The organism is Pleomorphomonas sp. JP5 (assembly GCF_023721815.1).
In the GTDB taxonomy this organism is placed as follows: Bacteria; Pseudomonadota; Alphaproteobacteria; order Rhizobiales; family Pleomorphomonadaceae; genus Pleomorphomonas.
Genome location: NZ_JAMDLI010000007.1, coordinates 1 through 21,742, shown reverse-complemented (window position 1 = coordinate 21,742; position 21,742 = coordinate 1). Strand labels below are relative to the sequence as shown.

Genomic DNA, 21,742 nt, shown 5'->3' with positions numbered 1-21,742 from the left:
AACGCTGCGAAACAGATAGCTGACTCCTTCCCGACGCGTACTCGCTGGACTCAGCATATACGATGTGTGTTTAGCATCTGATATGAGCGGATGCTACTTGCACGATAAGAGGAGCTTCGGGGGATGTGGCTCACTCATAGAGCGCTGTGACACAGGAAACTGCCGCTTGCAGGATGTGTTGGGCTTTGCGGGTGCGATATACCGGCGCTCGTGCTAAAACACCGCCGCCGGCCCTTTCGAACCGGCGGCGGATGTCGCTCGCGGGGTGTCGGCGGGATTACCGCGAGGCGAGGTTTTCCTTCTCCGGCAGGGGCTGCACCGGCACGCCCGGCCAGATCTTCTGGAGGTTGCCGGAGATGACGAGGTCGTTCTCATTGAGGCCGGAGAGGATGGCGATGTCGGGGCCGTCGGTGCGGCCTGTTTCGACCATGCGCTGTTCCACTGTGCCCTCCTTGCCGATGACGTAGACGTATTTGCCGAGCTGGCTGGAGCCGAGCGCCACCTGCGGGGCCATCAGCACATCCGGCTGTTCGCCGACCGAGAGGCGCAGGTGGACGTATTGGCCGGGCAGGAGGTCGAACTTGCCGTTGGCGATGGTGGCGCGGGCGGCGACCGTGCCGGTGGAGGCGTCGAGGCGGTTGTCGATGAAGGTGAGCTTGCCGGCGTAGGCCTTGCTGCCTTCCTGACTTCCCTCCTGGCCGGGTAGGGTGATTTCGGCCGTCACCTCGCCCTTCTCAAGGGCGGCCTTGATGGCGGAAAGTTCCTTTTCGGCCGGGTTGAAGGTGACGTAGATCGGGTCGAGCTGCACCAGCGTGTTGAGCACCGTCTGGCCGGAGGTGACCAGCGTGCCCACCGACGCGGCGCCCCGACTGAGCCGGCCGGCGAAGGGCGCGCGGATGGTCGAACGCTCGATGTCGAGCTCGGCCGCCGCCACCGCCGCCTTGTCGATGGCGATGCCCGCCTCGGCCTGACGCAGCGAGCTGGTGCGCTGGTCGAAGCCATCCTTGGCGAGGAAGCCCTTCTGCGACAGCTCCTCGCCGCGCTGGAGGCTGGAGCGGAGATAGTCGACCTGGGCGGTGTCGCGCTGAAGCTGGGCCCTGGCCTGATCGAGCGCCGTCTGGGCGTCGCGGTCGTCGATCACATAGAGCACGTCGCCGGCCTTGACGTCGGCGCCGTCGGCCACGACGCGCTCGCGGAGATAGCCGGTGACCTTGGCTTGCAGCGAGACGGACTGGATCGCCTCGGTGCGGGCGGGATAGTCGAGATAGACCGGCAGCGTGCGCTTTGCCACCTTCTCGACGGGCACCGGCATGGCCTGGGGCGCCTGCGCGGCGGGGGTGGCCGCCGCCGGGGGGGCGAAGAGGTCGCCGACATAGCCTTGCACCGCCGGGTGGATGAGGCTGGCGCCGCCGGCCACGACGGCCAGCGTGAACAGGGAGGTGATGGGGCGTTTCGTCAGGAAAGACATGATGAAAACTCCGGTCACTCAGCAGCCTTGGCGAGGTCGTCGTCGACCTCGTTGGCGGCCACGGGATGATGGGCGTGATGGAAGAGGGCGGCGTCGCGCTCGACGGCGGCGGGGTTCCACCGTTCGCGCAGGCGCTCGATCACCACGTAGAACACGGGGGTGAAGACCATGGTGAGCACGGTGGCCGCCAGCATGCCGCCCACCACCGTGGTGCCGAGCGACTGCCGGCTGGCAGCCCCCGCCCCGGTGGCGAGCATCAGCGGCACCGCGCCGAGGATGAAGGCGAGCGCCGTCATCAGGATGGGGCGCAGGCGCAGGCGGGCCGCCTCGGTGGCCGCCTCGACGATGCCGAGGCCGTCGTCGCGCCGCTTGCGGGCGAACTCGACGATCAGGATGGCGTTCTTGGCGGCGAGGCCGATCAGCATGACGAAGCCGATCTGCGAGTAGACGTCGATCTGCATGCCGCGCCACTGGATGGCCCCGAGCGCGCCGAACAGCGCCAAGGGCACGGTGAGCAGCACCACGAAGGGCATGGTCCAGCTCTCGTACTGGGCGGCGAGGATCAGGAACACGAAGACGATGGCGAGCGCGAACACGGCGGTGGCCGCCGAACCGGCCTTCAGCTCCTGGAAGGTGATGCCCGTCCACTCGTAGCCGAAGTCGCGTGGCAGCGTTTCGTTCGCCACCCGCTCCATGGCGGCGATGGCCTGGCCGGAGGAGAAGCCGGGGGCGGGGCCGCCGTTGATCAGCGCCGAGGCGTTGGAGTTGTAGTGCGGCACCGTTTCCGGGCCCACGGTGGGCTTCAACTCGCCGAGGGTGGAGAGCGGCACCATGCCGCCGCTGTTGTTCCTGACATAGAGGCGGGTGAGATCGGTGGCCGTGGAGCGGGCGTCCTGGTCGGCCTGCAAGGTGACGCGGAAGGTGCGGCCGAACAGGTTGAAGTCGTTGACGTAGAGCGAGCCGAGATAGATCTGCAAGGTGTTGAAGATATCCGGCAGGTTGAGCCCCAGGAGCTTGGCCTTGTTGCGGTCGAGGTCGTAGACGAACTGCGGCGTCGACGTGCCGAAGCTTGAGAACAGCTGCTGGGCGTTGAGCTCGGGCTGCTGGCGGGCGGCGGCGAGCAGGCCCTGCGTGGCGTCGTTCAGCGCCTGGCTGCCCTGGCCGGAGAGGTCCTTCACCTGGAACTCGAAGCCGCCGGTGGCGCCGAGGCCGGGGATGGACGGCGGATCGAACGACAGCGCGAAGGCGTCGGGGATGGCCATCAGCTTGGGACGGACCTCCTCGACGATGCGCGAGGCATGCTGATCCGGCCCGCGCTCTTCCCAGGGCTTCAGGATGGCGAACTCCACCGCCGAGTTGGACTGCGCCGCCGACGTCAGGAAGTTGAGGCCGGAGATGGCGCCGACGGTTTCGATGCCGGGCGTCGCTTCCAGAATGTCGCGCACCTGTTCGGCGACCGCGTTGGTCCGCTCCAGCGAGGCGCCGTCGGGCAACTGGACCACGACGAAGAAGTAGCCCTGGTCTTCCACCGGCAGGAAGGTGGAGGGCGTGCGGCTCCACAGCCAGTAGGTGGCGCCGATGGTGACGACGAACAGGGCGAGCACCAGATAGCGCAGCTTCACCAGCCCGCCGACGCTGGCCGCATAGGCATGCGACATGGCGCCGAAGGCCGAATTGAACCAGCGGAAGGGGGCAAAGCGCACCGCCCCCTGGTGGCGCAGGAAGGCGGCCGACAGGGCCGGGCTCAGCGTCAGCGAGTTGAAGGCGGATATGCCGACGGAGATCGCCACGGTGAGCGCGAACTGGTTGTAGAGCTGGCCGGTGACGCCGGGGATGAAGGCGACGGGGATGAACACCGCCATCAGCACCGCCGTGGTGGCGATGATGGGGCCGGTGACCTCGGCCATGGCCTTGCGCGTGGCGGCCAGCGGCTTGAGGCCGGCCTCGATCTGCCGCTCGACATTCTCCACCACCACGATGGCGTCGTCGACCACGAGGCCGATGGCGAGCACCATGCCGAGGAGGGAGAGCATGTTGAGCGAGAAGCCCAGGAGCTCCATCACCACCAGCGTGCCCACCAGCGACACCGGAATGGCGATGGCCGGGATGACGGTGGTGCGCCAGCTTTGCAGGAAGATGAAGACCACGGCGATGACCAGCACCAGCGCTTCGCCCAGCGTCTTCAACACGTCGTCCATCGACGCCTGCACGAAGCGGGTGGTGTCGTAGTGCATGGCGTAGGAGATGCCGGGCGGGAAGCGCTTGGAAAGCTCCTCCATCTTGGCCTTGACGCCTGCCTGAAGGTCGAGCGCGTTGGAGCCGGGCATCTGGAACACGCCGAGCACCACCGTCGGGTCCTTGCCGAAGAAGGCGGAGGAGGAATATTGCAGCGCGCCCAGCTCGATGCGGGCAACGTCTTTCAGGCGCACGACGGCGCCGCTCGCCGCGTCGGCGCGCAGCACGATGTCGCCGAACTCCTCGGGGCTACTGAGGCGGCCGACGGCGTTGACCTGCATTTCGAAGGCGGTGCCGGCGGGGGCGGGGGCCTGGCCGATCTTGCCGGCGGCGACCTGCACGTTCTGCTCGGCGATGGCCTGCTGCGCGTCGACGGCGGTCAGCCCGAGGTTGGCGAGCTTGTCGGGGTCGAGCCAGACGCGCATGGAATAGCGCCGCTCGCCGAACACCTGCACGTCGCCGACGCCGGGCACGCGCTTCAAGGGATCGAGGATCTGCAAGGCGGCGTAGTTGCTGAGCGCCACCGGATCGACCGAGCCGTCGGGCGAGATGAGGTTGACGATGAGGACGAAGTTGGGGTTCTGCTTCCTGACCGACACGCCGGTCTGGTTGACGATGGCCGGCAGCGAGGAGGCGGCCTGCGACACGCGGTTCTGCACGTCGACGGCGGCGGTGTTGATGGGGTAGCCGACGTCGAAGGTGACGGTGATGGTCGACGAGCCGTCGTTGGAGCTCGACGAGGACATGTAGGTCATGCCCTCGACGCCGTTGATCTGCTGCTCCAGCGGCGTGGTCACCGTGTCGGCCACGACTTGCGCGCTGGCGCCGGGGTAGTGGGCCGAGACCACCACCTGCGGCGGCGAAATGTCGGGAAACTGGGCGACCGGCAGCAGCACGTAGCAAATGGCGCCGGCCAGCACCATGATGATGGCGATGGCCGAGGCGAAGATCGGTCGTTCGGTGAAGAAGTTTACCATGTGCAGCCCTCGCCGCGACCGGTGGAGGCCGCCATCCAGCAGGGAACCGTGTCGTCCTCGCCGCCGTTGAAGAAGCGATCGCCCACCTGACGCAGCTCGCGGCGCAGGCGCTCGGGGTGAACCCGATCGGCCCGCATGACGGTGAGCACCAGGGGATCGCGGAGGAGTTCGTCCAGGGTGAGTTCGGGCTTCATGGCAGGTCTCCTGCGCGGCGGGCGGTCAGTAGGGGGTAGACTAAGTGTGCAGGGGGTCGTTGCCGCTCCCGGTGGGTGCTGGCCTTGACGCGTTGGAAAGGGGGTGTTACCCGTCAGTAACACTCCGGACGTTACAGATCGGTAACATGGGCGTCAAGGCGCCTTGGCATCATGGGCAATGACGAATTGGTGAGCTGCTGCGTGAAGAGGCCGCGAGAGCGGATTATCGAGATGGCGCAGCTGCTATTCCGCAAGCACGGCATCCGCGGCGTCGGCGTGGACGCCATCGCCGAGGAAGCGGGCACCAACAAGATGACGCTCTACCGCCACTTCGGCTCCAAGGACGAGCTGATCGCCGAATGCCTGCGCGAGACGGCCCGCACCGCCGACCCCTTCTGGCAGGAGCTGGAACAGAACTTCCCCGGCGATCCCATGGCCCAGCTGCACGAATGGGTGCGCGCCGTGGCCACCTACGCCAGCATGGAAGCCGGCGGCTGCGACCTCGTCACCGCCGCCTTCGAACTCCCCGAACCCAACCACCCCGCCCGCCAGGTGGTGGAAGCCTTCAAACACGACCAACGCCAAAAACTGATCGCCCTTTGCCGCAAGGCGGGGATTGGCGAGGCGGAAAAGCTGGCCGACACACTGGGGCTGTTGCTGGAAGGCGCGAGGGTGAACCGGAGAAGCGTGGGGCCGGACGGGCCGTCGGCGAGGTTTGTTGCGCTGGCGGAAGCGGTGATCTTCTCGTTCAGCACTGCGGGGAAGGCGGAGCGGGTGGGGGAGACGGAGGGGGCGTAGGGGTTTCGTATAGAACGCTATACCGGTCTTGCGCCAAGGACCAATTGTTGACCATTGATTGGCCCACGCAAGTAATCAGCCTGTTGCTTGCTTTAAGCCTGCCGCAGCGATCTAGGTCATTATGGCCGAACAGCCTGAGGTCGTACACGGGCTCTGACTTCTTCATAGAGCTGAACCTGCCCGGGCATGGCGACAGTTACGGCTAATCCAAAGGGTACCGCCTTATCTTCAATGCCTCCCGCGTCGGGTTCTCGTTGAACCCTTAGGGGGAGCGTCATTGCTGGCGTGACCACCGCCGCGCTCTCGCCACTCCAACACCGCGTATAAACAGTACCACGATTGGTTTGGTTGCCGTCCGGCTGGTTACCGTGGGCAGCCACACCTAAGCTAACGATGTCGACTGGGTCCAGTATCCTCATCCTTACTGCGCGATAAGCCTTGCGCCCCGGCAGAACGGGCGTGAGCCATGCAAGAGTAGCTGAGATGAAATGTGGCTGCGTTCTACCGCCGAGCACAGACGGAATTGGTACCGATATGTCGGCGCATTGCTCATTTGACAGAGAACCGACGGCCCAGAAAGTTGCTCTGTCGGCCGCGCAAGCAACCGCATCGTCCGGATCGAGCACTCCATAACCAATGAAACGGCGGATGTTATCCTTCTGGCGGGAAGCCTGTCCTTTGCCAAGCGGACCCAAGAGACGCTTTATCAACGCTCCAGTTTCTTCAGGCCAGCGCGCGGGATGCACTAGGAGAGCTTTCAGTAAGGTTGCACGTTGAGCATTGCTCAGTTGCAGAAACTCCTGCCCATACTCAGCCTCAAGTGCGTCGTGAATTCGGTGCGCCGTTCTGGACGCAAGTGCGGCAGCAGCGCTTGTTCCGTTGGTGTACCCCTCGGTGCCTTCGAGGCCAGGCAAACGTGGAGGCGCAGCAACTTTCAGGCCCGCTCCTCTGCTCGCCTTCGCCGGAGCGACCACAATCAGTTCACCGCTTCTAACGACGCGCAGATGTTCACGAGAACCAGGCATTAGAATATCTGGCTTGACGGCGTTAGCAAAGCCAGGCCCAAGAGCACTGGACGGGTTGGCCGTGTCGAGCGCTTGAAGGGGATTAATGTTCGTTCGCGCGAAAGCCCGGTCGGCAACAGGCACCGAGTCTAGGTTACGTGCGCCGATGGTGAGGCCATTAATGGTCTCTGCCGGAGAGAGTAGGCGCCGATCAGCCTGAACATCGGCAAGCGCTCTTATGATACCGCTAGCGCGATCAGCATCCGGTGCATTCTCGAAATCCAGAGCGGTCGCAAATGCCGGCACCGGAAATTCAGTAGTTACATTGCCTGCGCTGACAAGGAACAAAATGCCAAAGCGATAAGCCAGACGATCCAATAATCTCGCCCATGGCGATACCTGCCCGTGAAACTGCCGACGAGCATTTCCCAATGAGATGTTGACGATGATTACATGCGGCGCCGATGGATTTTGGGTGTCGCGCATACGTATCACGGCCTGGTAGATCAGATCGACAATCAGTCGATCTGCCGGAAAACAATCAGCGGCCCCGAGCACAGGAATACAATGGATCTGTCGGGGTAGCGATGGCTCCGGTCGATTGCGGTCACCATGCACGATAAGTGAAGTCATAGCCGAGCCATGAACGCGCTCGGCGACCAGCGCGTTCGACTCCAGACCGAACAGGTCTTCGACACTTACGTGTTGCCGAAGAAGAGGATGGCCAGCCACCGGCACCCCGTCAAGCACAGCTAAAATCGGATCATTGACAATAGCTGGCAACGGAGCAATTGGCGCCAACCCAACCGTATCGACAACGTCAATTTCAGTGGCGACACTTTGTGGTCGAATGTACATAATCTGTTCGATCCCCGCCAAGCTGGCTGGAGAGCGCTCAATAATGGGCCGGATTGCAGCGACGGGTAGTCGAGCAAGAATGGCGTGATAAGCGATATCGTCCAGCCTTGCCCGACTGACAACGACGCCGCCGTAAGCAGTGATCGCGCGGACTACGTTTGTTTCGTTTGTGGTGGCAGCCTCAGCGCTCGGCCGAAACACAACTTCCACCTCAAGCAGAATCTGTTCGTCGTCTGCTTTGCCCAGGATTTCCTCTTCGAGGAGTGTGACGTCGGAGGGGTGCACGCGGTCATTTGGACCCCAAGGCCGTAGGTCCCGAAGGCAGGCAAAGACATCCCGCCAAGGAGTGTGCCCCGTAGGAAGCTCACGACCGGCAATCCAGTGCCGCCATAGACTCTCAATTTGCCGAAGGGCACGCATGTCAGGAACAAGGAGGTAGGCTACAGGCGCCTTATCCTCGTCGCTCGGCAGTTCCTCTTCATCAATCAACTCGAGGCCGGAAAGCCTAGCGACCGCCTTTGCAAACGATGCTATGCTGCCCCTGACTTCGAATACGAGCAGACGCTCGGGGGCTAACGCGGCAGGATCGGCGCGTAACTCCAGAGCATCATTGTCGCGAGCAAGCACTTCGGACAGACGACGGAATCGCTGACCGAAGCGTTGTTCCTGATCCACTCTAGAGAAAGTATCAGGTCCTGGAATCGGGGCGGGTCTTCCGGGAGATCTTGCCCGTACCTGACCGGGGTTTATCCTTAGGAGCGGTTTGGTTGGATCGCTCGGCATTCATCACCTCTGGCCGCACTCGGGACACCCAGAGGTCTAGCTCCGTCCGCAACGCGTCATCGACAGAGAGCTCCCCCAAGCCCAATATTTGTCGCCGTCTTACATTCTGACAGAAATCAACCGCTTCAGCGTAACTCACCTCACCAAGCTTGGAGGCGATTGATTGTGCCGACAGCCGCGGTCGTTCGGACCACTGCGATATGACCCGATCAAGAAACACCTCAACCTGCACCTTATCAGGCGCCGGGAACCCCAGGCGAAGTTGGAACCGACGCCAGACGGCACGGTCAAGAAGTTCGGCATGGTTCGTAGCGGCAATGACGATCACATAGCTCGGCAGTTGGTCGAGCTGCATCAGCAGGAACGACACTACGCGCTTGATCTCGCCGGTCTCGTGTGTGTCGCCGCGCTCTTTCCCGATGGCGTCGAACTCGTCGAAAAAAAGTACACTCGGTCGAGTGCGAATGTAGTCGAATAGTTTTCGCAGGCGGGTGTTAGTTTCTCCCAAATAACTACCGATGAGCGCATCGTAACGAACTACAAAGAAGGGCAGCCCTAAGGCTTCGGCAACTGCCTCTGCAAATGAGGTCTTACCGTTACCCGGCGGACCGGAGAGTAATACTCGATGGCGAGGCTCGTAGCCGTGAGCGCGCAGGACGTCGGCACGAACATGCTCTTCGATAAGTTGCCGTCCGCCCTGCTGGACAGGCAACGGCAAGAACAGTTGCGCCATCTGTGCCCGTGGTTCGATCTCAAGAATTGAGTCTTTGCCTGCTCCAGCTAAGTTGACGGCAGTAGTAAGGGCCGGTGGCGTTACTGGAACGGCGGACAACGCCCTTTCCAGGCGGTCCGCCACGATATGATGATTCTGCGCGCGCTCCTCGGCGACCAAGGCTTCGGCCGTCGACTTCAGCATATCCCGGTCGCCGGTTGCGCCGGCGCGCACGAGGGAAATGAGGAGATCACTGCGAGCCATAGTTGCTACGTAACTTTCAAATAGACGATACCATCTAGACCGAATCCTACCTCAAAAGTCGTTAACTGTCTCGGCTTGTCGTGACCTTTCAGCCGTTGACGATGGTCGCAGCCGTCTCTGTACCAAGCTCGCAAGTTTACCCCTCTGCCCCTTCTCGCCCTTGGTCGTACACCTCCAATTGTTATATATTCATATAACTAACGGAGACTCCCATGCACACGACCAATCTGCGCAAGGTCGGCGGCTCGATCATGCTGGCGGTACCGCCGGCACTGCTTGACGTCCTGCAACTCTCAGCCGGCGCCAAGGTTGGCCTCGCCGTCGACAATGGGCGGTTGGTGGTCGAGCCGAAGGCCCGGCCGCGCTATGCGCTCGATGAGTTGCTGGCTCAGTGCGATCCGGCGGCCGAGGCTGCGCCCGAGGATCGCGAGTGGCTTGATAACGGGCCGCTTGGCGGCGAGCTTCTGTGATGGAGCGGGGCGATATCTTTCTGGTTTCGCTCGATCCGACGTCCGACCATGAGCAGCAGGGGACGCGGCCGGTGCTGATCGTTTCGCCGGGGGCGTTCAACCGGGTGACGCGGGTGCCGGTGGTTCTGCCGATCACCAGTGGCGGCAACTTTGCCCGTACGGCCGGGTTTGCCGTGTCGCTGATGGGGGCGGGGACTGAGACGACGGGCGTCGTGCGTTGCGACCAGCCCCGCGCCCTCGACATTGGCGCGCTGCGCGGGCGCAAGCTGGAAAGCGTGCCCGAGGCGATCATGGACGAGGTGCTGGCGCGGCTGGCGACGATCCTCGAATAGTCCTCACCCAAACCGCTCCGCCATATACCGCCCCGGCGCCGTCCCCAGCGTTTTCCGGAACATGGTGACGAAGCTCGGGACGCTTTCGTAGCCGAGGTCGGCGGCGACTTGTTGGATGGAGGCGCCGTCGGCGAGCCATTGGACGGCCAGCATGATGGCGAGGCGCTGGCGCCAGCGGCCGAAGCTCATGCCGGTTTCGTCGGCGATGCGGCGGGCCAGCGTGCGTTCGCTGAGGCCGGCGCGTCTGGCCCAGGTGGCGAGCGGCGCGCGGTCGGCCGGGGTGGCCAGCATGGCGTCGGCCAGCCGGCGCAGGGCGGGGTCGGCCGGCATGGGCAGGTTGAGGTCTTCCACCCTGGCGGCGGCCATTTCGTCGATCAGCACGGCGAGCAGGCGCGAGTTGACGCCGCCTTCCTCGTAGAGCGGCGGCAGCCGGGCGCCGCGGGTGAGCAGCTCGCGCAGGAGCGGGGTGACCGACACCGCGCAGCAGGCGGGCGGCAGGCCCAGGGAGACGGCGGGGTCGACGAAGGCGTTGTAGCCTTCGAGCATGCCGCTCATCCGCACGGCGTGGCGCAGGCCGCCGGGAATCCAGATGGCGCTGCGCGGCGGCACGATCCACAGGCCCGCGTCGACCTCGCAGGTGAGCGCGCCGCCCTGCACCAGGATGAACTGCCCCTTGGCATGGCTGTGCGGCGGCAGTTCGATGTCGTTGAAGCGCTCGGCGACGAAGCCGTAGATCACCACCGGCCGGGCCACGGCGTCGGGGTCTATCCATTCGGTCGCCTGGAGTGGCTTGTTGATGATGGGCATGGCCGCAGGATCGCCGGGCGCGGCAACTTTGGCAAGATCGAATAATAAACTGTCCGGACTTCGTAATGACGCCACGGCGGGCGGCGGTTATTTTGGCGTCGACAGTCCACTTTTATCGACTTGCCTGAAGGTTTGCCGATGCTGGCGGGCTCGCCGGAACACCTTCCATTCCCCTGTTGAGGCGCCCGTCCGGAGGCGGGGCAGGCGCTCTTTCTTGCCGGGTTCGCTCCGGAGCCCAGAGACGAAAGGTTGGCCATGAACGTTCTGATCAACACCCCGGTCACCGGCGCGCTCCACCGGTTGCACCGCGACGCACGAGACTCGGACCGCGACCTGATGGAGGCGGTGGCCCATGCCTTCGCAACGGGGGCTTCCGGGCAGGCGATCGCCGACTTTCTGGCCGAGGAGCGGGCGGATTACCGGGGTGTCTGCCAGGGGCTTTCCGGCAACTTCCTGTCGGTGTCGCCGGCCTACGGGCGCTTCCTCTACATGACGGCGCGGGCCTGCCGGGCGCGGCGGATCGTGGAGTTCGGCTCGGCCATGGGCATTTCCAGCATCTACCTGGCGTCGGCGCTGCGCGACAACGGCGGCGGCAAGCTGATCGGCAGCGAGATCGAGACGTCGAAGGTGGTGCGGGCGCAGTTCCACCTGGGGGCGGCCGAGTTGGGCGACCTCGTCGAGATCCGCGAGGGCGACGCTCTGGAGACGCTGAAGGACGTGGGCGGGCCGGTGGACATGCTGCTGCTCGACGGCGCGATGTCGCTCTACCTGCCGGTGCTGAAGCTGATCGAGCCGCACCTGGCCCCCGGCGCGCCGGTGCTGGCCGAAAACGCCTTCGCGGAAGACTATCTCGACTATGTCGGCGATCCCCGGAATGGGTATCTGACGCTGCCGCTGCCGATCGACCGGGGGCGGGGGAATGTCTATTCGGTAAGGGTGGGGTAGGGGTAGGGGAGCGTGATATCGGCCGGGGGAGATTTCTCGTCCTGAGGTCCTGCGCATGAAGCGCAGGATGACAATAGATTGATATAAAACAATATTTTAGCCCTTCGCCTCGTCCCTCGTCCCTCGTCCTCCCTCCGCTCAGCCCTCTCCCGTGATGTCGCGCCGCGCCTTGTCCAGCTCCTCGGCGTAGCGGCGGAGGAGGTATTGTTCGGTGAGGAGGCCGATGACCTTGCGGGTGTGGAGGCTTTCGACGACGGCGAGTTCTTCGGCGTTGGCCATTTCGAACAGCTTGGCGGCCTCGGCCACCGTCATCGAGGGCACCAGCATGGCCTCGCGGTGGCGGAGGAAGGGGGCGATGTCGGCGCGGCCCTTGGTGGTGTGCTCCTCGGCGCTTTTGGGGGCGTAGGCGTCGGCCACCACCACGATGCCGGCATAGCCGCCGTTGCCGTCGACGGCGATGGCGCGCTGGGTCGAGCCCAGCGGGAACATGGCGCGGAAGCCGTCGAGGCTGAGGCCCGAGGAGACGGTGCGCACGTCGGAGCGCATCATCCTCGACACGGTGAGCGAGCGCATGCGGCCGACGTCGTTGGCGCTGCGGATGGTTTCGCCCCGGAGGTGCAGGCGCCAGGTGGAGAAGGAGTAGCCGAAGGTTTCGCGCACCACCACGGCCGAGACGATGGAGGCCGTGAGCACGGCGCTGGCGATGGCGAGGTCGCCGGTGGTTTCCAGCACCAGGAAGGCCATGGTCATGGGGCCGCCGACGATGCCCACCGCCATCGACGCCATGCCGATGACCGCGGCGAGAAGTGGCGACAGGTTGGGCGCAAGGCCGGTGGCGATCAGGATCAGCGCATAGGCCTTGCCCATCAGCGCGCCGAGGTAGAGCGAGGCGAAGAACAGGCCGCCGCGAAAGCCCGAGCCGAGCGACAGCGCCGAGGCCAGCGCCTTCAGGACGAACAGGGCCAGCAGCATCTGCCAGCCGGCCGAGGACTCCAGCGCCACATGCAGCGCGCCGTGGCCGGAGGCGAGCACGTGCGGGGTGATGAGCGCCAGGCCGCCGACCAGCGCGCCGCCGATGGCCGGCCGCGCCCAGGCGGGGATCTTCACGAAGCGGAAGGCGCGCTCGACGCCGGTGGTGAGCTGCATGACGGCCACGGCGAGCAGGCCGCCGACGAGGCCCAGCAGCAGGAAGGGCGCGAGATCGGAGGCGGTAAGCACCGGCACGTGGCCGATTTCCACCGTGGTCTGGAAGGCGCCCAGCCAGCCGGCCGTCAGGCTGGCGGCGAGCGAGGCGGCCAAGACCGGCGCCACCAGCGCCACCGAGTAGGTGCCGATGATCAGCTCGAAACCGTAGAAGGCGCCGGTGATCGGCGCGTCGAAGGCGGCGGAGATGGCCCCCGCGGCGGCGCAGCCCACCAAGGTGCGGATGTCGCGCCGGCGCAGGCGCAGCGCCTCGGCAAGGCGCGAGGCGAAGCCGGAACTCGCCTGGGTGTAGCCGGCCTCCAGCCCCACCGAGGCGCCGAAGCCGGAGGAGATCATGGTCTGCAGCGCCACCAGCAGGCTTTCGCCGATGAACATGCGGCCGCCGTGCAGCGCGTTGGCCTCGATGGGGTCGACCGGCTGGCGCTTCAGGCGGCGGCGCGTGGCGACGGCGAGCAGGGCGAGCAGGATGCCGCCGGCCACCGGCATCAACGCCAGCGCCGGGTGGACGAGGCTCGCCTGCTCGCTCAGCCGCTCGCCCGAGGGCAGCATGTAGAGCCACTGGTGGGCGAGGTTGGTGATCCGGCTCATGGCGGTGACGACGACACCGGCAAGGCACCCCACCACCGTCGCCAGCGCCACGAGCCCGAGCTCCCGGTAGCGACGCAGCCGGATCAGCAGGCGAAAGGCGGTGATTGTGAGGGCGGAGAGGCTGGGCATCGGACGTCGGCTGGCGGTGGAGGGCAGGGCGGAGAGTGGCGTCGGGCCGGAGCCCACGAGGGGATAACGCCTTATCGCAGTTTCGGATGCGATGGGAAGGGAGGGGAGCGGTGGAAAGCGGTGGCGGGGGGTGAGTTTCCGCTGGCTGTCCCTTTCCTTCCATTCTCTCTCGAAGGCGGAGAGCCGCGGTTAGGAAGAGGGGCGAGGGTGATATCGGGCCTCAGGGAAAGGGAGCTTGATAGTGGCCTCAGTGCGATCTCGTCCTGAGGTCCTGCGCCTTCGCGCAGGATGACAATTAATTGATATAGAACAATAGGATAGGCGTTGCGCTTGAGTTTGGGAGGTTGCGTCCTCCATGGAGGCATGCGATGTGGGGCAGGCGATGCGCTGGATGAGCGCGCGTGCGGATTATCCCACTGTTTCCTCTATATAAATCGTCATCCTGCGCGAAGGCGCAGGACCTCAGGCCGAAAGGGGCAAGGGGGATGTATAGGTCTCCCTTGGTTCATGGAGCGTGATATGGGCCGAGGCGATATCTCGTCCTGAGGTCCTGCGCCTTCGCGCAGGATGACAATTAATTGATATGAAACAACAGGATAGGCGTTGTGCTTGGGTTTGGCAGGTTGCGCCCTCCATTGGGGCAGGCGATGCGCTGGATGAGCGCGCGCGCGGCTTATCCCACTGTTCCCTCTATATAAATCGTCATCCTGCGCGAAGGCGCAGGACCTCGGGCAGAAAGGGGCGAGCGGCTGATATAGATCTCTCTTGGTTCATGGAGCGTGATATGGGCCGATGCGCGCTCTCGTCCTGAGGTTCTCCGCCTTCGCAGAGAAGGACAGGAAATTGATATCAAACAATTACTTACCCTTTCCTCGGCTCGCCGTTGACGAACTCTCTCCCGCTTCCCACTCCGGCGAGGAGGGGCAGGGGGAGAGGTCGAGAAAGCGCGGCTCGGCGCCCGGTTTGCCGCGCGCCACCCAGTCGCGCTTGGCGCGCAGGTAGTCGGTGAGTTCGGCCAGTTCCGCTGCCTTGCGCTGGAGCCGCGCCAGCGCCTCGTCCATCAGCTCGACCTCGCGGGCCGGCGTCAGGCCCTGGCGCTGCAATTCGGCGGCGATCTTGGCGATTTCCTTGAGCGGCATTCCCAGCGACTGGGCGAAGCGGATCATGCGGGCGGTGGAGGTGTCGCGCTCGGAGAAGATCTGGTAGGGGTTGCGGCCGCCCTTGGCCCCGGTTTCCGGCGCGAGAAGGCCCTTGCGGACGTAGAAGCGGATGGTGTCCGGGCTGAGCCCCGTCCGCGCCGCGAATTCGCCGATCAGCATGACCGCGCCCCCTTGACCATGGACCTTGGTCCAGGCTTATGAAAGATGCTCCCTTCGAGCCAGACTCGCAATTCTACTGGAGCGGACATCTAGCTTAGTCTTCTGCGCTTCCGGTGCTCACGAACCTCAAGTTCGCTCGGCTCCGGTTCTCGAAGCCGTCGCCAGCTGCCTCGCCCCAGCGATTTTCAAGCCAGGCTCTTACTCCTCGGAGCCCTTTCATGTCGAGCGATCCCCTCACCATTCCGCCGCGTTCCCTGGCCTTCGTCACCGGGGCGACCGGCCTTCTCGGCAACAACCTGGTGCGCGAACTGCTCACCGACGGCTGGCGCGTGCGCGTGCTGGTCCGCTCGCCGGTCAAGGCGATGCGGCAGTTCGCCGGCCTCGACGTGGAGATCGTCACCGGCGATATGCTCGACGTGCCGGGCTTTGCCGAGGCGCTGTCCGGTGTCGACGTCGTCTTCCACACGGCCGCCTATTTCCGCGATTCCTACAAGGGCGGCAGCCACTGGCCGGCGCTGAAGGCGGCCAACGTGGACGGCACGCGGGCGCTGCTCGCCGAGGCCCATGCCGCCGGGGTGCGGCGCTTCGTCCACGTCAGCTCGATCGCCGTGCTCCATGGCGCGCCGGGCGCGACGATCGACGAGACCATGGAGCGCCACGAGCGCGACGCCGACGACTACTATCGCAGCAAGATCCTGTCCGACCGCGAGGTGCTGGCCTTTCTCGATGCGCACCCCGATTTCTGGGCGGCCATGGTGCTGCCGGGCTGGATGCACGGGCCGGGCGACATCGGGCCGACCTCGGCCGGGCAGACGGTGCTGGACGTGGCGGCGGGGCGCCTGCCCGGCGTGCCGCCGGGGTCGTTCTCGGTGGTCGATGCGCGCGACGTGGCGCGGGCGCTGATCCTCGCCAATGCCAAGGGGCGGCGCGGCGAGCGCTACCTCGCCGCCGGGCGACACATGACCATGGCCGAACTCATTCCGCTGATCGCCGCGGCGGCGGGGGTGAAGGCGCCATCCTGGCGCATCCCGCAGGCGCTGCTCTACCTGATCGCCGCCGGCAACGAGATCTACGCCCGGCTGACCGGCAAGCCGGTGCTGTTGAGCTGGGCCGTGGCGTGCTCCATGGCGCGGGAGGCCGACCGCACGCGCTTCGACCCCGGCAAGAGCCAGCGCGAACTCGGCCTCACCTTCCGCCCGCTGGCCGAGACGCTGGCCGACGAGGTGGCGTGGTTCCGGGCGAACGGGGGTCTCACCCCCTGACGTAGCGGCGGATCGTCTCCACCTCGGCGGTGAGCGCGGCGGAGCGGGCCGCGACGCCGAGGCGGGCGAACTCGGCGGCTGCTGCCGTGCGGTCGTCCATCTCCCACTTGAAGATGGCGCGGATGTCGTCCTCGGTGAGGTGGCGGCGACGCGCCTCGGCGGTTCCCGCGCCGAAGGGCAGGGGGGTGGCGTCGGAGCCGGTCGCCGGCACGGCCTCGGCATTGTCGATCGCGCCGATCAGCAGCCGAAGCAGCGACGTTTCCGCCTTGTCGCGCCGCTTCATGGCGACGACGAGGTCGCGGCGCAGGTCGGCCTTCATGGTGTCGGCCGGGGTGGTGGGGGTGATGTCCGTCATATCCATATTGCTCCTTATCGTTCCCTGATATATAGAAAATGAAGAACAATAAGGAGTCAACAGTCCATGGCGAACGCGCTGCTCACCGTCGATGAGGCCGCCGAGGCGCTGAAGTTGCACCCGAAGACGGTGCTGCGCCACATCCGCGAGGGGCGGCTCGAGGCGACGCGGATCGGCAAGGCCTATCGGATCGACCGTGTGAAACTCGACGCCTTCGCCGGCCTCGCCCAGGGGCACGTCCGCCCCGCCGCCGGCGCCCGCGCCACCGTCATCGTCGACGTGCCGGACATCACGGTCGAGGCGGCCGAGCGGCTGGCGACCTTCCTTGGCGCCGCCGCGCTGTCGGGCGACGCCGAAACGCCGCCGCTCACCATCAACACCGCCTTCGACCCCACGACCGGCGCCTTCAAGGTGGTGCTGATCGCCGCGCCGGTCGACGCGGCGCGGATGCTGGAGGTGATCGAGATGGGCCTCTCCCGCTGAGCCTGGCTCGAAACTCTACTGGGGCGGGCATATGGCTTAGTGTTCTGCGCTTCCGGTGCTCACGAACGTTTAGTTCGCTCCGCTCCGGTTCTCGAACCCGTCGCCCTCTGCCGCTCCCCAGCGAATTTCGCCTCAGGCCGCCGGAGCCCTACGATGTCCGGGAGCCTGATATGGGCCGATTGCTCTGGCTTCCTGAGGTCCTCGCCTGCGCAAGGATGACAATTTATATAAATGGAACAATGAGATATAGCGTATCGCTTGGCCTCTGAGGTCTCCCCATCCGCCAAGGCAGAACGATGCGCATCCCTGGGATGCAAGCGGCCTATCCCACTGTCCCGCTTATATGAATTGTCATCCTTGCGCAGGCGAGGACCTCGGGCAGAAGGGGGCACGGGGCTTATATAGGGCTCCCTTGGCTCACGGACCCCGATATCGACCCCTCGCTCCACCGTCGCGAGATCCTCCGCTTTCGCAGAGGAGGACAGCTTCATGGGAAGGGGAGTTTATCGGGCTCCACATCGGACGCTTTGGGGACGGCCGCACTTGTGTTGACCTTGTCAACACAATGGATCATAACGAGGCATGTCCAAGCAGCAAGCCACAGCCGACGTCAACATTCACTTGCGCGCCCGCCCGCAGGACCGGGTTCTGATCGACCGGGCCGCCGAGCTGGTGGGGGCCAATCGATCGCAGTTCATGCTGGCTTCCGCCATCAAGGAGGCCAAGGCGGTGCTGCTCGACCAGACCTCCGTCTACATGGACGCTCCGACGTTCCGCAAAACCCTCGACTGGATGGATGCCCCCGTCACACCCGAGGAGGCCGAGGGGATGAAGCGTCTGATGGCCGCGCGGACGAATTGGTCCCGTGACTGACGCGGGCTTTCCGTTCACGGCGCCGGCGCTGCTTTCTAACGATCACGACATCGGCGCCTTCCAGTCGGGTGAGTCCAGCCTCGACGACTGGCTGCGCGACCGCGCCCTTGCCAACATGGCGCTCGGCGCCAGCCGCACTTTCGTGTCGTGCCAGGGCGGAAGCCGGCGCGTCGTGGGGTTCTACGCCCTTGCCATGGGGCAAATCCTCAATCAGGAGGCCGTCGGCTCGGTTCGGCGCAACATGCCCCGCTTCATTCCGGCCGTCGTGCTCGGGCGCCTCGCCGTCGACGCGGCATGGCAGGGCAAGGGGCTTGGCGCAGCACTGCTGAAGGATGCCGTGCTCCGCGCCCTCAGGGCGGCCGGGGACGTGTCGGCCCGGCTGGTGGTGGTCCACGCCATATCGCCGGCCGCCGAAGCATTCTATTTGCGGCACGGGTTCAAGCGCCTGCCGGTCGACGCGCCGGCGCTGGCGCTGGACCTTTTGAAGCTCGCCAGGCTGTAGCCTGCCTTTTTTGCCGACACGACTTTCGTCGTAGTTGGCGGAGGGGCGGAACGGTCTGAGCCCGAGCGCACGCCGTGCGACCGGCAACAATGTAACGTGTTCATGGTCTCGATGCCGATGTTTTTCGTCGCAAGTCGAGGCGGGAGTAGACCTGCGGGGCAGTGGCAACGTTACGGGCGCCGGGCCGGTGGCGGTGGACGTCGATCCGGTCTTTCCTTCCGGGGTGGTTTTGAAAAGTCGTCGTTTTACCGCGAAACGTGTGGCCCTTCCTGAGGAATGTCCGCAGGAGTTGCAAGAAGAACTGGCGGCTTCGATAGTTTATCTATGTGCGATCATGGTTGTGTTGCCCCGTCATATGCATGCCACAGATATTATAGTTTCTATGCTTTGATGGTCGGCTCGCTGTTCTAGATTTGGAAAACCGATTTCCGTTACGAGTTTCTCCAGTTTTTACTTAAGGAACTGTTCAGCAAGTTTGCCCTACGCATTCCATAAGTTGCTTATGGGAGGGCAAAATGAGCAAGTTTCTGAGTCGTTTCAGCCTGGGAACTGTGCTGGGCTTCTTCACGCTCCTCATCTGCGTCGCGGTCATCGGCCTCAGCGCCAGGCAGATGCTCGCCAGCCATTCGTCGTGGCAGACGGCGCGCTCCGTCACCGCGCTGACCAACCAGGACGTTGCCGTGTTCAACGTGCTGCAGGCGCTGCGCTACGAGCGCGTCGATACCGACACCATGCTGCGTCTTTCGGCCGACAAGGCCGGGGCGCTGGTCAAGAGCGTGGCCGACTATCGCGCCACCGTGGACGCCAACATGGCCAAGGTGGCCGCCGCGCGGCTTGACGATTTCCCGGCCTGGGCCGAGACGGCCAAGGCGATCGACAATGGCTACCGGACCATCCAGGCGCTGCGCGCTTCGGCCGACGCCAACCTCGGCAGGGCGCCGGAGGCGCGCGACACCGCGCTGCTGGGCAGCTACATGAAGGACACGGCCGGCGTCCTGACCGTGTTTGAAACCGCTTCCAAACAGCTCGACGGCGAGATCCGCCGCCGCGACGCGGCGAGCGGCGAGCTGCTCCTGACCAAGCAGATGGCCTGGAACGCCCGCTCTCTCTCCGGCACGCCGGCCGTGCTGTTGCAGGGCGCGCTGGCCGACGGGCGGCAACTGACGCCGGCCGAGGCGCGCGCCATCGTTGCCGGGCGGGCGCAGGCCGACATCGCCTGGGCCAGCATGAAGGAAATGGCCAAGACGCAGGATCTCGGCCCGGCCTTCGAGGCCGCCGTGAAGACAGCCGACGCGACCTATTTCTCCGGCGCCTTCAACGACGCCTACCTGAAGGCGCTCGACGATCTCTCCGTGGGCGACAAGACCGACCTGACCTTCGACGCCTTCAAGGGCGAGATTCCCGACGCCCTGGCCAACGTCGCCGCCGTGTCGAGCGCCGTGCTCGACGTGGCCCTTGCCCGCACCGAGGCGGTGGCGAGCCGCCAGCAGGGCCTCTTCATCGCCTACGCCGCGCTGATGGCGCTGGCGATGGCGCTGTCGCTGGTGAGCTACCTCGTGGTGCGCCGGCACGTCGTCGGCCCGCTCGACGCCATGACGCGGGCGATGTCGCGCCTCGCCGACAACGACCTCTCCATCGAGGTGCCCGGCGCCGGCCGTGGCGACGAGATCGGCGCCATGTCCTCGGCGGTGGGCTTCTTCAAGGACAAGCTCGCCCACAACCGCCAGCTGGAAGAGGAGGTCGCCGCCGAGAAGGCCAAGGTGGAGGGCGAACGCCGCCGCGTCATGTCGGAAATGGCCGACGACTTCGAGGCGGCCGTCGGCTCCGTGGTGGGCGCCGTCTCCACCGCCTCCCACCAGCTTCAGGGCGCCGCAGAGACCATGTCGGCCAGCGCCGAGGAGACGACGCACCAGTCGACGGCGGTGGCCGCCGCCGCCGAGCAGGCCTCGTCCAACGTGCAGACGGTGGCTTCGGCGGCCGAGGAACTGGCCGCTTCCGTCGGCGAGATCGGCCAGCGCGTGCAGCACTCGGCGCAGATCGCCGGCGAGGCCGCCAAGGACGCCGACACGGTGGCCGCCAAGGTGGCGCGGCTCGCCGAGGCGGCGCAGAAGATCGGCGCCGTGGTCGAGCTGATCAACAACATCGCCGGCCAGACCAACCTTCTGGCGCTGAACGCCACCATCGAGGCGGCGCGGGCGGGCGAGGCCGGCAAGGGCTTCGCCGTGGTGGCCGCCGAGGTGAAGAACCTCGCCGACCAGACGGCGCGGGCCACCAGCGAGATCGCCCGGCAGATCGAGGAGATCCAGGGCTCGACCATGGAATCGGCCTCGGCCATCGGCACCATCACCACCACCATCCGGGAGATGAACGACATCGCCATGGCCATCGCCTCGGCCGTGGAGGAGCAGGGCGTTTCCACCAACGAGATCGCCCGCAACGTCCAGCAGGCCTCGGCCGGCACCAGCGAGGTGTCCGCCAACATCGTCGGCGTGACGCAGGCCGCCTCCGAAAGCGCCGCCGCCTCCACCCAGGTGCTGGCCTCGGCCTCCGAGTTGAGCCGGCAGTCGGCGCGGCTGGGCGAGGAAGTGGGGAAGTTCCTCACCACCGTCCGGGCGGCCTGACCGAAATTCTACTGGGGCGGGTATAGGGCTTAGTGTTCTGCGCTTCCGGTGCTCACGGACAGGAAGTCCGCTCCGCTCCGGTTCTCGAACCCGTCGCCCTCTACCGCGCCCCAGCGAATTTCGCCTCAGGCCGCAGGAGCCCTATGAGTTGGGGAGCGTGATAGTGGCCGATTGCTCCACCTTCCTGAGGTCCTCGCCTGCGCAAGGATGACAAATTATATAAATGGGGCAATGGGATAGAGCGTTTCGCCTAACCGCTCGGGTTTTCTCCCCCGTATAAGGCAGCTCGGTGCGCTTTCCATGGTGGCGCGCGGCTTATCCAGCTGATTCCTATATATAAATTGTCATCCTTGCGCAGGCGAGGACCTCAGGCAGAAAGGGGCGTGGGGCTTCTATAGGGCGTCCCATGATGAAGGGCGCCCGATATCGGCGGCTCGCTCTACCTTCCTGAGGTCCTGCGCCTTCGCCACTGCTGTCCGGTTTAAATCGCCAACCCAGGGAGAAGCATCTGCCTTGGATCGCTTACGGGCGGTTTGGGTGGTGTTTTGAGATGGCAAATG

Annotated in this window: 18 protein-coding genes; 9 read left to right on the top strand and 9 right to left on the bottom strand. The window is 65.2% G+C overall.

The window, feature by feature from the left end; genetic code table 11:
- Nucleotides 1-277: 277 nt before the first annotated feature.
- From M4J40_RS07075 to M4J40_RS07065, 3 genes are read right to left on the bottom strand one after another with little or no spacing between them, the layout of a single operon-like run.
- On the bottom strand, nt 278-1,468 hold the full coding sequence (locus M4J40_RS07075) for an efflux RND transporter periplasmic adaptor subunit (protein ID WP_251753230.1): 1,191 nt from the start codon (nt 1,466-1,468) through the stop codon (nt 278-280).
- 14 nt (nt 1,469-1,482) lie between these two features.
- The gene (locus M4J40_RS07070; RefSeq protein WP_251753229.1) at nt 1,483-4,680 is read right to left on the bottom strand and encodes an efflux RND transporter permease subunit; all 3,198 of its coding nucleotides are present in this window, start codon (nt 4,678-4,680) and stop codon (nt 1,483-1,485) included.
- On the bottom strand, nt 4,674-4,874 hold the full coding sequence (locus tag M4J40_RS07065; RefSeq protein ID WP_251753228.1) for a hypothetical protein: 201 nt from the start codon (nt 4,872-4,874) through the stop codon (nt 4,674-4,676). The genes M4J40_RS07070 and M4J40_RS07065 overlap by 7 nt, the downstream gene beginning before the upstream one ends.
- Before the next feature lie 171 nt (nt 4,875-5,045).
- Between M4J40_RS07065 and M4J40_RS07060 the strand changes: the two genes are divergently transcribed.
- Complete coding sequence (locus M4J40_RS07060) at nt 5,046-5,672, top strand: TetR/AcrR family transcriptional regulator (RefSeq protein WP_405030723.1); 627 nt, start codon at nt 5,046-5,048, stop codon at nt 5,670-5,672.
- Nucleotides 5,673-5,791: 119 nt separating this feature from the next.
- Here M4J40_RS07060 and M4J40_RS07055 read toward each other — a convergent pair whose 3' ends face one another.
- Both M4J40_RS07055 and M4J40_RS07050 read right to left on the bottom strand, forming a co-directional pair.
- Nucleotides 5,792-8,209: a S8 family serine peptidase gene (locus tag M4J40_RS07055; protein WP_251753224.1), complete on the bottom strand. Its 2,418-nt coding sequence runs from the start codon at nt 8,207-8,209 to the stop codon at nt 5,792-5,794.
- Between the two features lie 13 nt (nt 8,210-8,222).
- Nucleotides 8,223-9,293, bottom strand: a complete 1,071-nt coding sequence (locus M4J40_RS07050) for an AAA family ATPase (RefSeq protein ID WP_251753222.1) — start codon at nt 9,291-9,293, stop codon at nt 8,223-8,225.
- Between the two features lie 212 nt (nt 9,294-9,505).
- On the opposite strand from M4J40_RS07050, the gene M4J40_RS07045 reads away from it, so the two are divergent.
- Nucleotides 9,506-9,763, top strand: coding sequence for an AbrB/MazE/SpoVT family DNA-binding domain-containing protein (locus tag M4J40_RS07045; protein WP_251753220.1), 258 nt, complete (start codon nt 9,506-9,508; stop codon nt 9,761-9,763).
- Nucleotides 9,763-10,095 carry a type II toxin-antitoxin system PemK/MazF family toxin gene (locus M4J40_RS07040; RefSeq protein ID WP_251753217.1) on the top strand — a complete coding sequence of 111 codons (333 nt, stop codon included), beginning with the start codon at nt 9,763-9,765 and terminating at the stop codon, nt 10,093-10,095. The genes M4J40_RS07045 and M4J40_RS07040 overlap by 1 nt, the downstream gene beginning before the upstream one ends.
- 3 nt (nt 10,096-10,098) lie before the next feature.
- Here the strand turns inward: M4J40_RS07040 and M4J40_RS07035 are convergent, their stop codons facing one another.
- Nucleotides 10,099-10,902 carry a helix-turn-helix domain-containing protein gene (locus M4J40_RS07035; RefSeq protein ID WP_251753215.1) on the bottom strand — a complete coding sequence of 268 codons (804 nt, stop codon included), beginning with the start codon at nt 10,900-10,902 and terminating at the stop codon, nt 10,099-10,101.
- A 255-nt stretch (nt 10,903-11,157) separates the two neighbouring features.
- Here M4J40_RS07035 and M4J40_RS07030 point away from each other — a divergent pair, with 255 nt between their 5' ends.
- Nucleotides 11,158-11,847 carry an O-methyltransferase gene (locus tag M4J40_RS07030; protein ID WP_251753213.1) on the top strand — a complete coding sequence of 230 codons (690 nt, stop codon included), beginning with the start codon at nt 11,158-11,160 and terminating at the stop codon, nt 11,845-11,847.
- A gap of 138 nt (nt 11,848-11,985) precedes the next feature.
- Here M4J40_RS07030 and M4J40_RS07025 read toward each other — a convergent pair whose 3' ends face one another.
- Both M4J40_RS07025 and M4J40_RS07020 read right to left on the bottom strand, forming a co-directional pair.
- Entirely contained in the window at nt 11,986-13,767 is a 1,782-nt protein-coding gene (locus tag M4J40_RS07025; protein WP_251753212.1) for a chloride channel protein, read from the bottom strand.
- Between the two features lie 857 nt (nt 13,768-14,624).
- The gene (locus tag M4J40_RS07020) at nt 14,625-15,086 is read right to left on the bottom strand and encodes a MerR family transcriptional regulator (protein WP_251753210.1); all 462 of its coding nucleotides are present in this window, start codon (nt 15,084-15,086) and stop codon (nt 14,625-14,627) included.
- 218 nt (nt 15,087-15,304) lie between these two features.
- On the opposite strand from M4J40_RS07020, the gene M4J40_RS07015 reads away from it, so the two are divergent.
- Nucleotides 15,305-16,348: an SDR family oxidoreductase gene (locus M4J40_RS07015; RefSeq protein ID WP_251753209.1), complete on the top strand. Its 1,044-nt coding sequence runs from the start codon at nt 15,305-15,307 to the stop codon at nt 16,346-16,348.
- On the opposite strand, the gene M4J40_RS07010 is transcribed toward M4J40_RS07015, so the two are convergent.
- Nucleotides 16,338-16,703 carry a GatB/YqeY domain-containing protein gene (locus tag M4J40_RS07010; RefSeq protein ID WP_251753207.1) on the bottom strand — a complete coding sequence of 122 codons (366 nt, stop codon included), beginning with the start codon at nt 16,701-16,703 and terminating at the stop codon, nt 16,338-16,340. The genes M4J40_RS07015 and M4J40_RS07010 overlap by 11 nt on opposite strands.
- Nucleotides 16,704-16,769: 66 nt before the next feature.
- On the opposite strand from M4J40_RS07010, the gene M4J40_RS07005 reads away from it, so the two are divergent.
- The 4 genes from M4J40_RS07005 (at nt 16,770) to M4J40_RS06990 (ending at nt 21,182) form a co-directional block, all read left to right on the top strand.
- On the top strand, nt 16,770-17,186 hold the full coding sequence (locus tag M4J40_RS07005; protein WP_251753205.1) for a helix-turn-helix domain-containing protein: 417 nt from the start codon (nt 16,770-16,772) through the stop codon (nt 17,184-17,186).
- Nucleotides 17,187-17,768: 582 nt separating this feature from the next.
- Nucleotides 17,769-18,059, top strand: a complete 291-nt coding sequence (locus M4J40_RS07000) for a DUF1778 domain-containing protein (RefSeq protein WP_251753204.1) — start codon at nt 17,769-17,771, stop codon at nt 18,057-18,059.
- Entirely contained in the window at nt 18,052-18,561 is a 510-nt protein-coding gene (locus tag M4J40_RS06995; RefSeq protein WP_405030722.1) for a GNAT family N-acetyltransferase, read from the top strand. Before M4J40_RS07000 ends, M4J40_RS06995 begins: the two co-directional genes overlap by 8 nt.
- 515 nt (nt 18,562-19,076) lie before the next feature.
- Nucleotides 19,077-21,182 (top strand): methyl-accepting chemotaxis protein, encoded by a 2,106-nt coding sequence (locus M4J40_RS06990; protein WP_251753201.1) that lies wholly within the window; start codon nt 19,077-19,079, stop codon nt 21,180-21,182.
- The last annotated feature ends 560 nt before the right edge of the window (nt 21,183-21,742 follow it).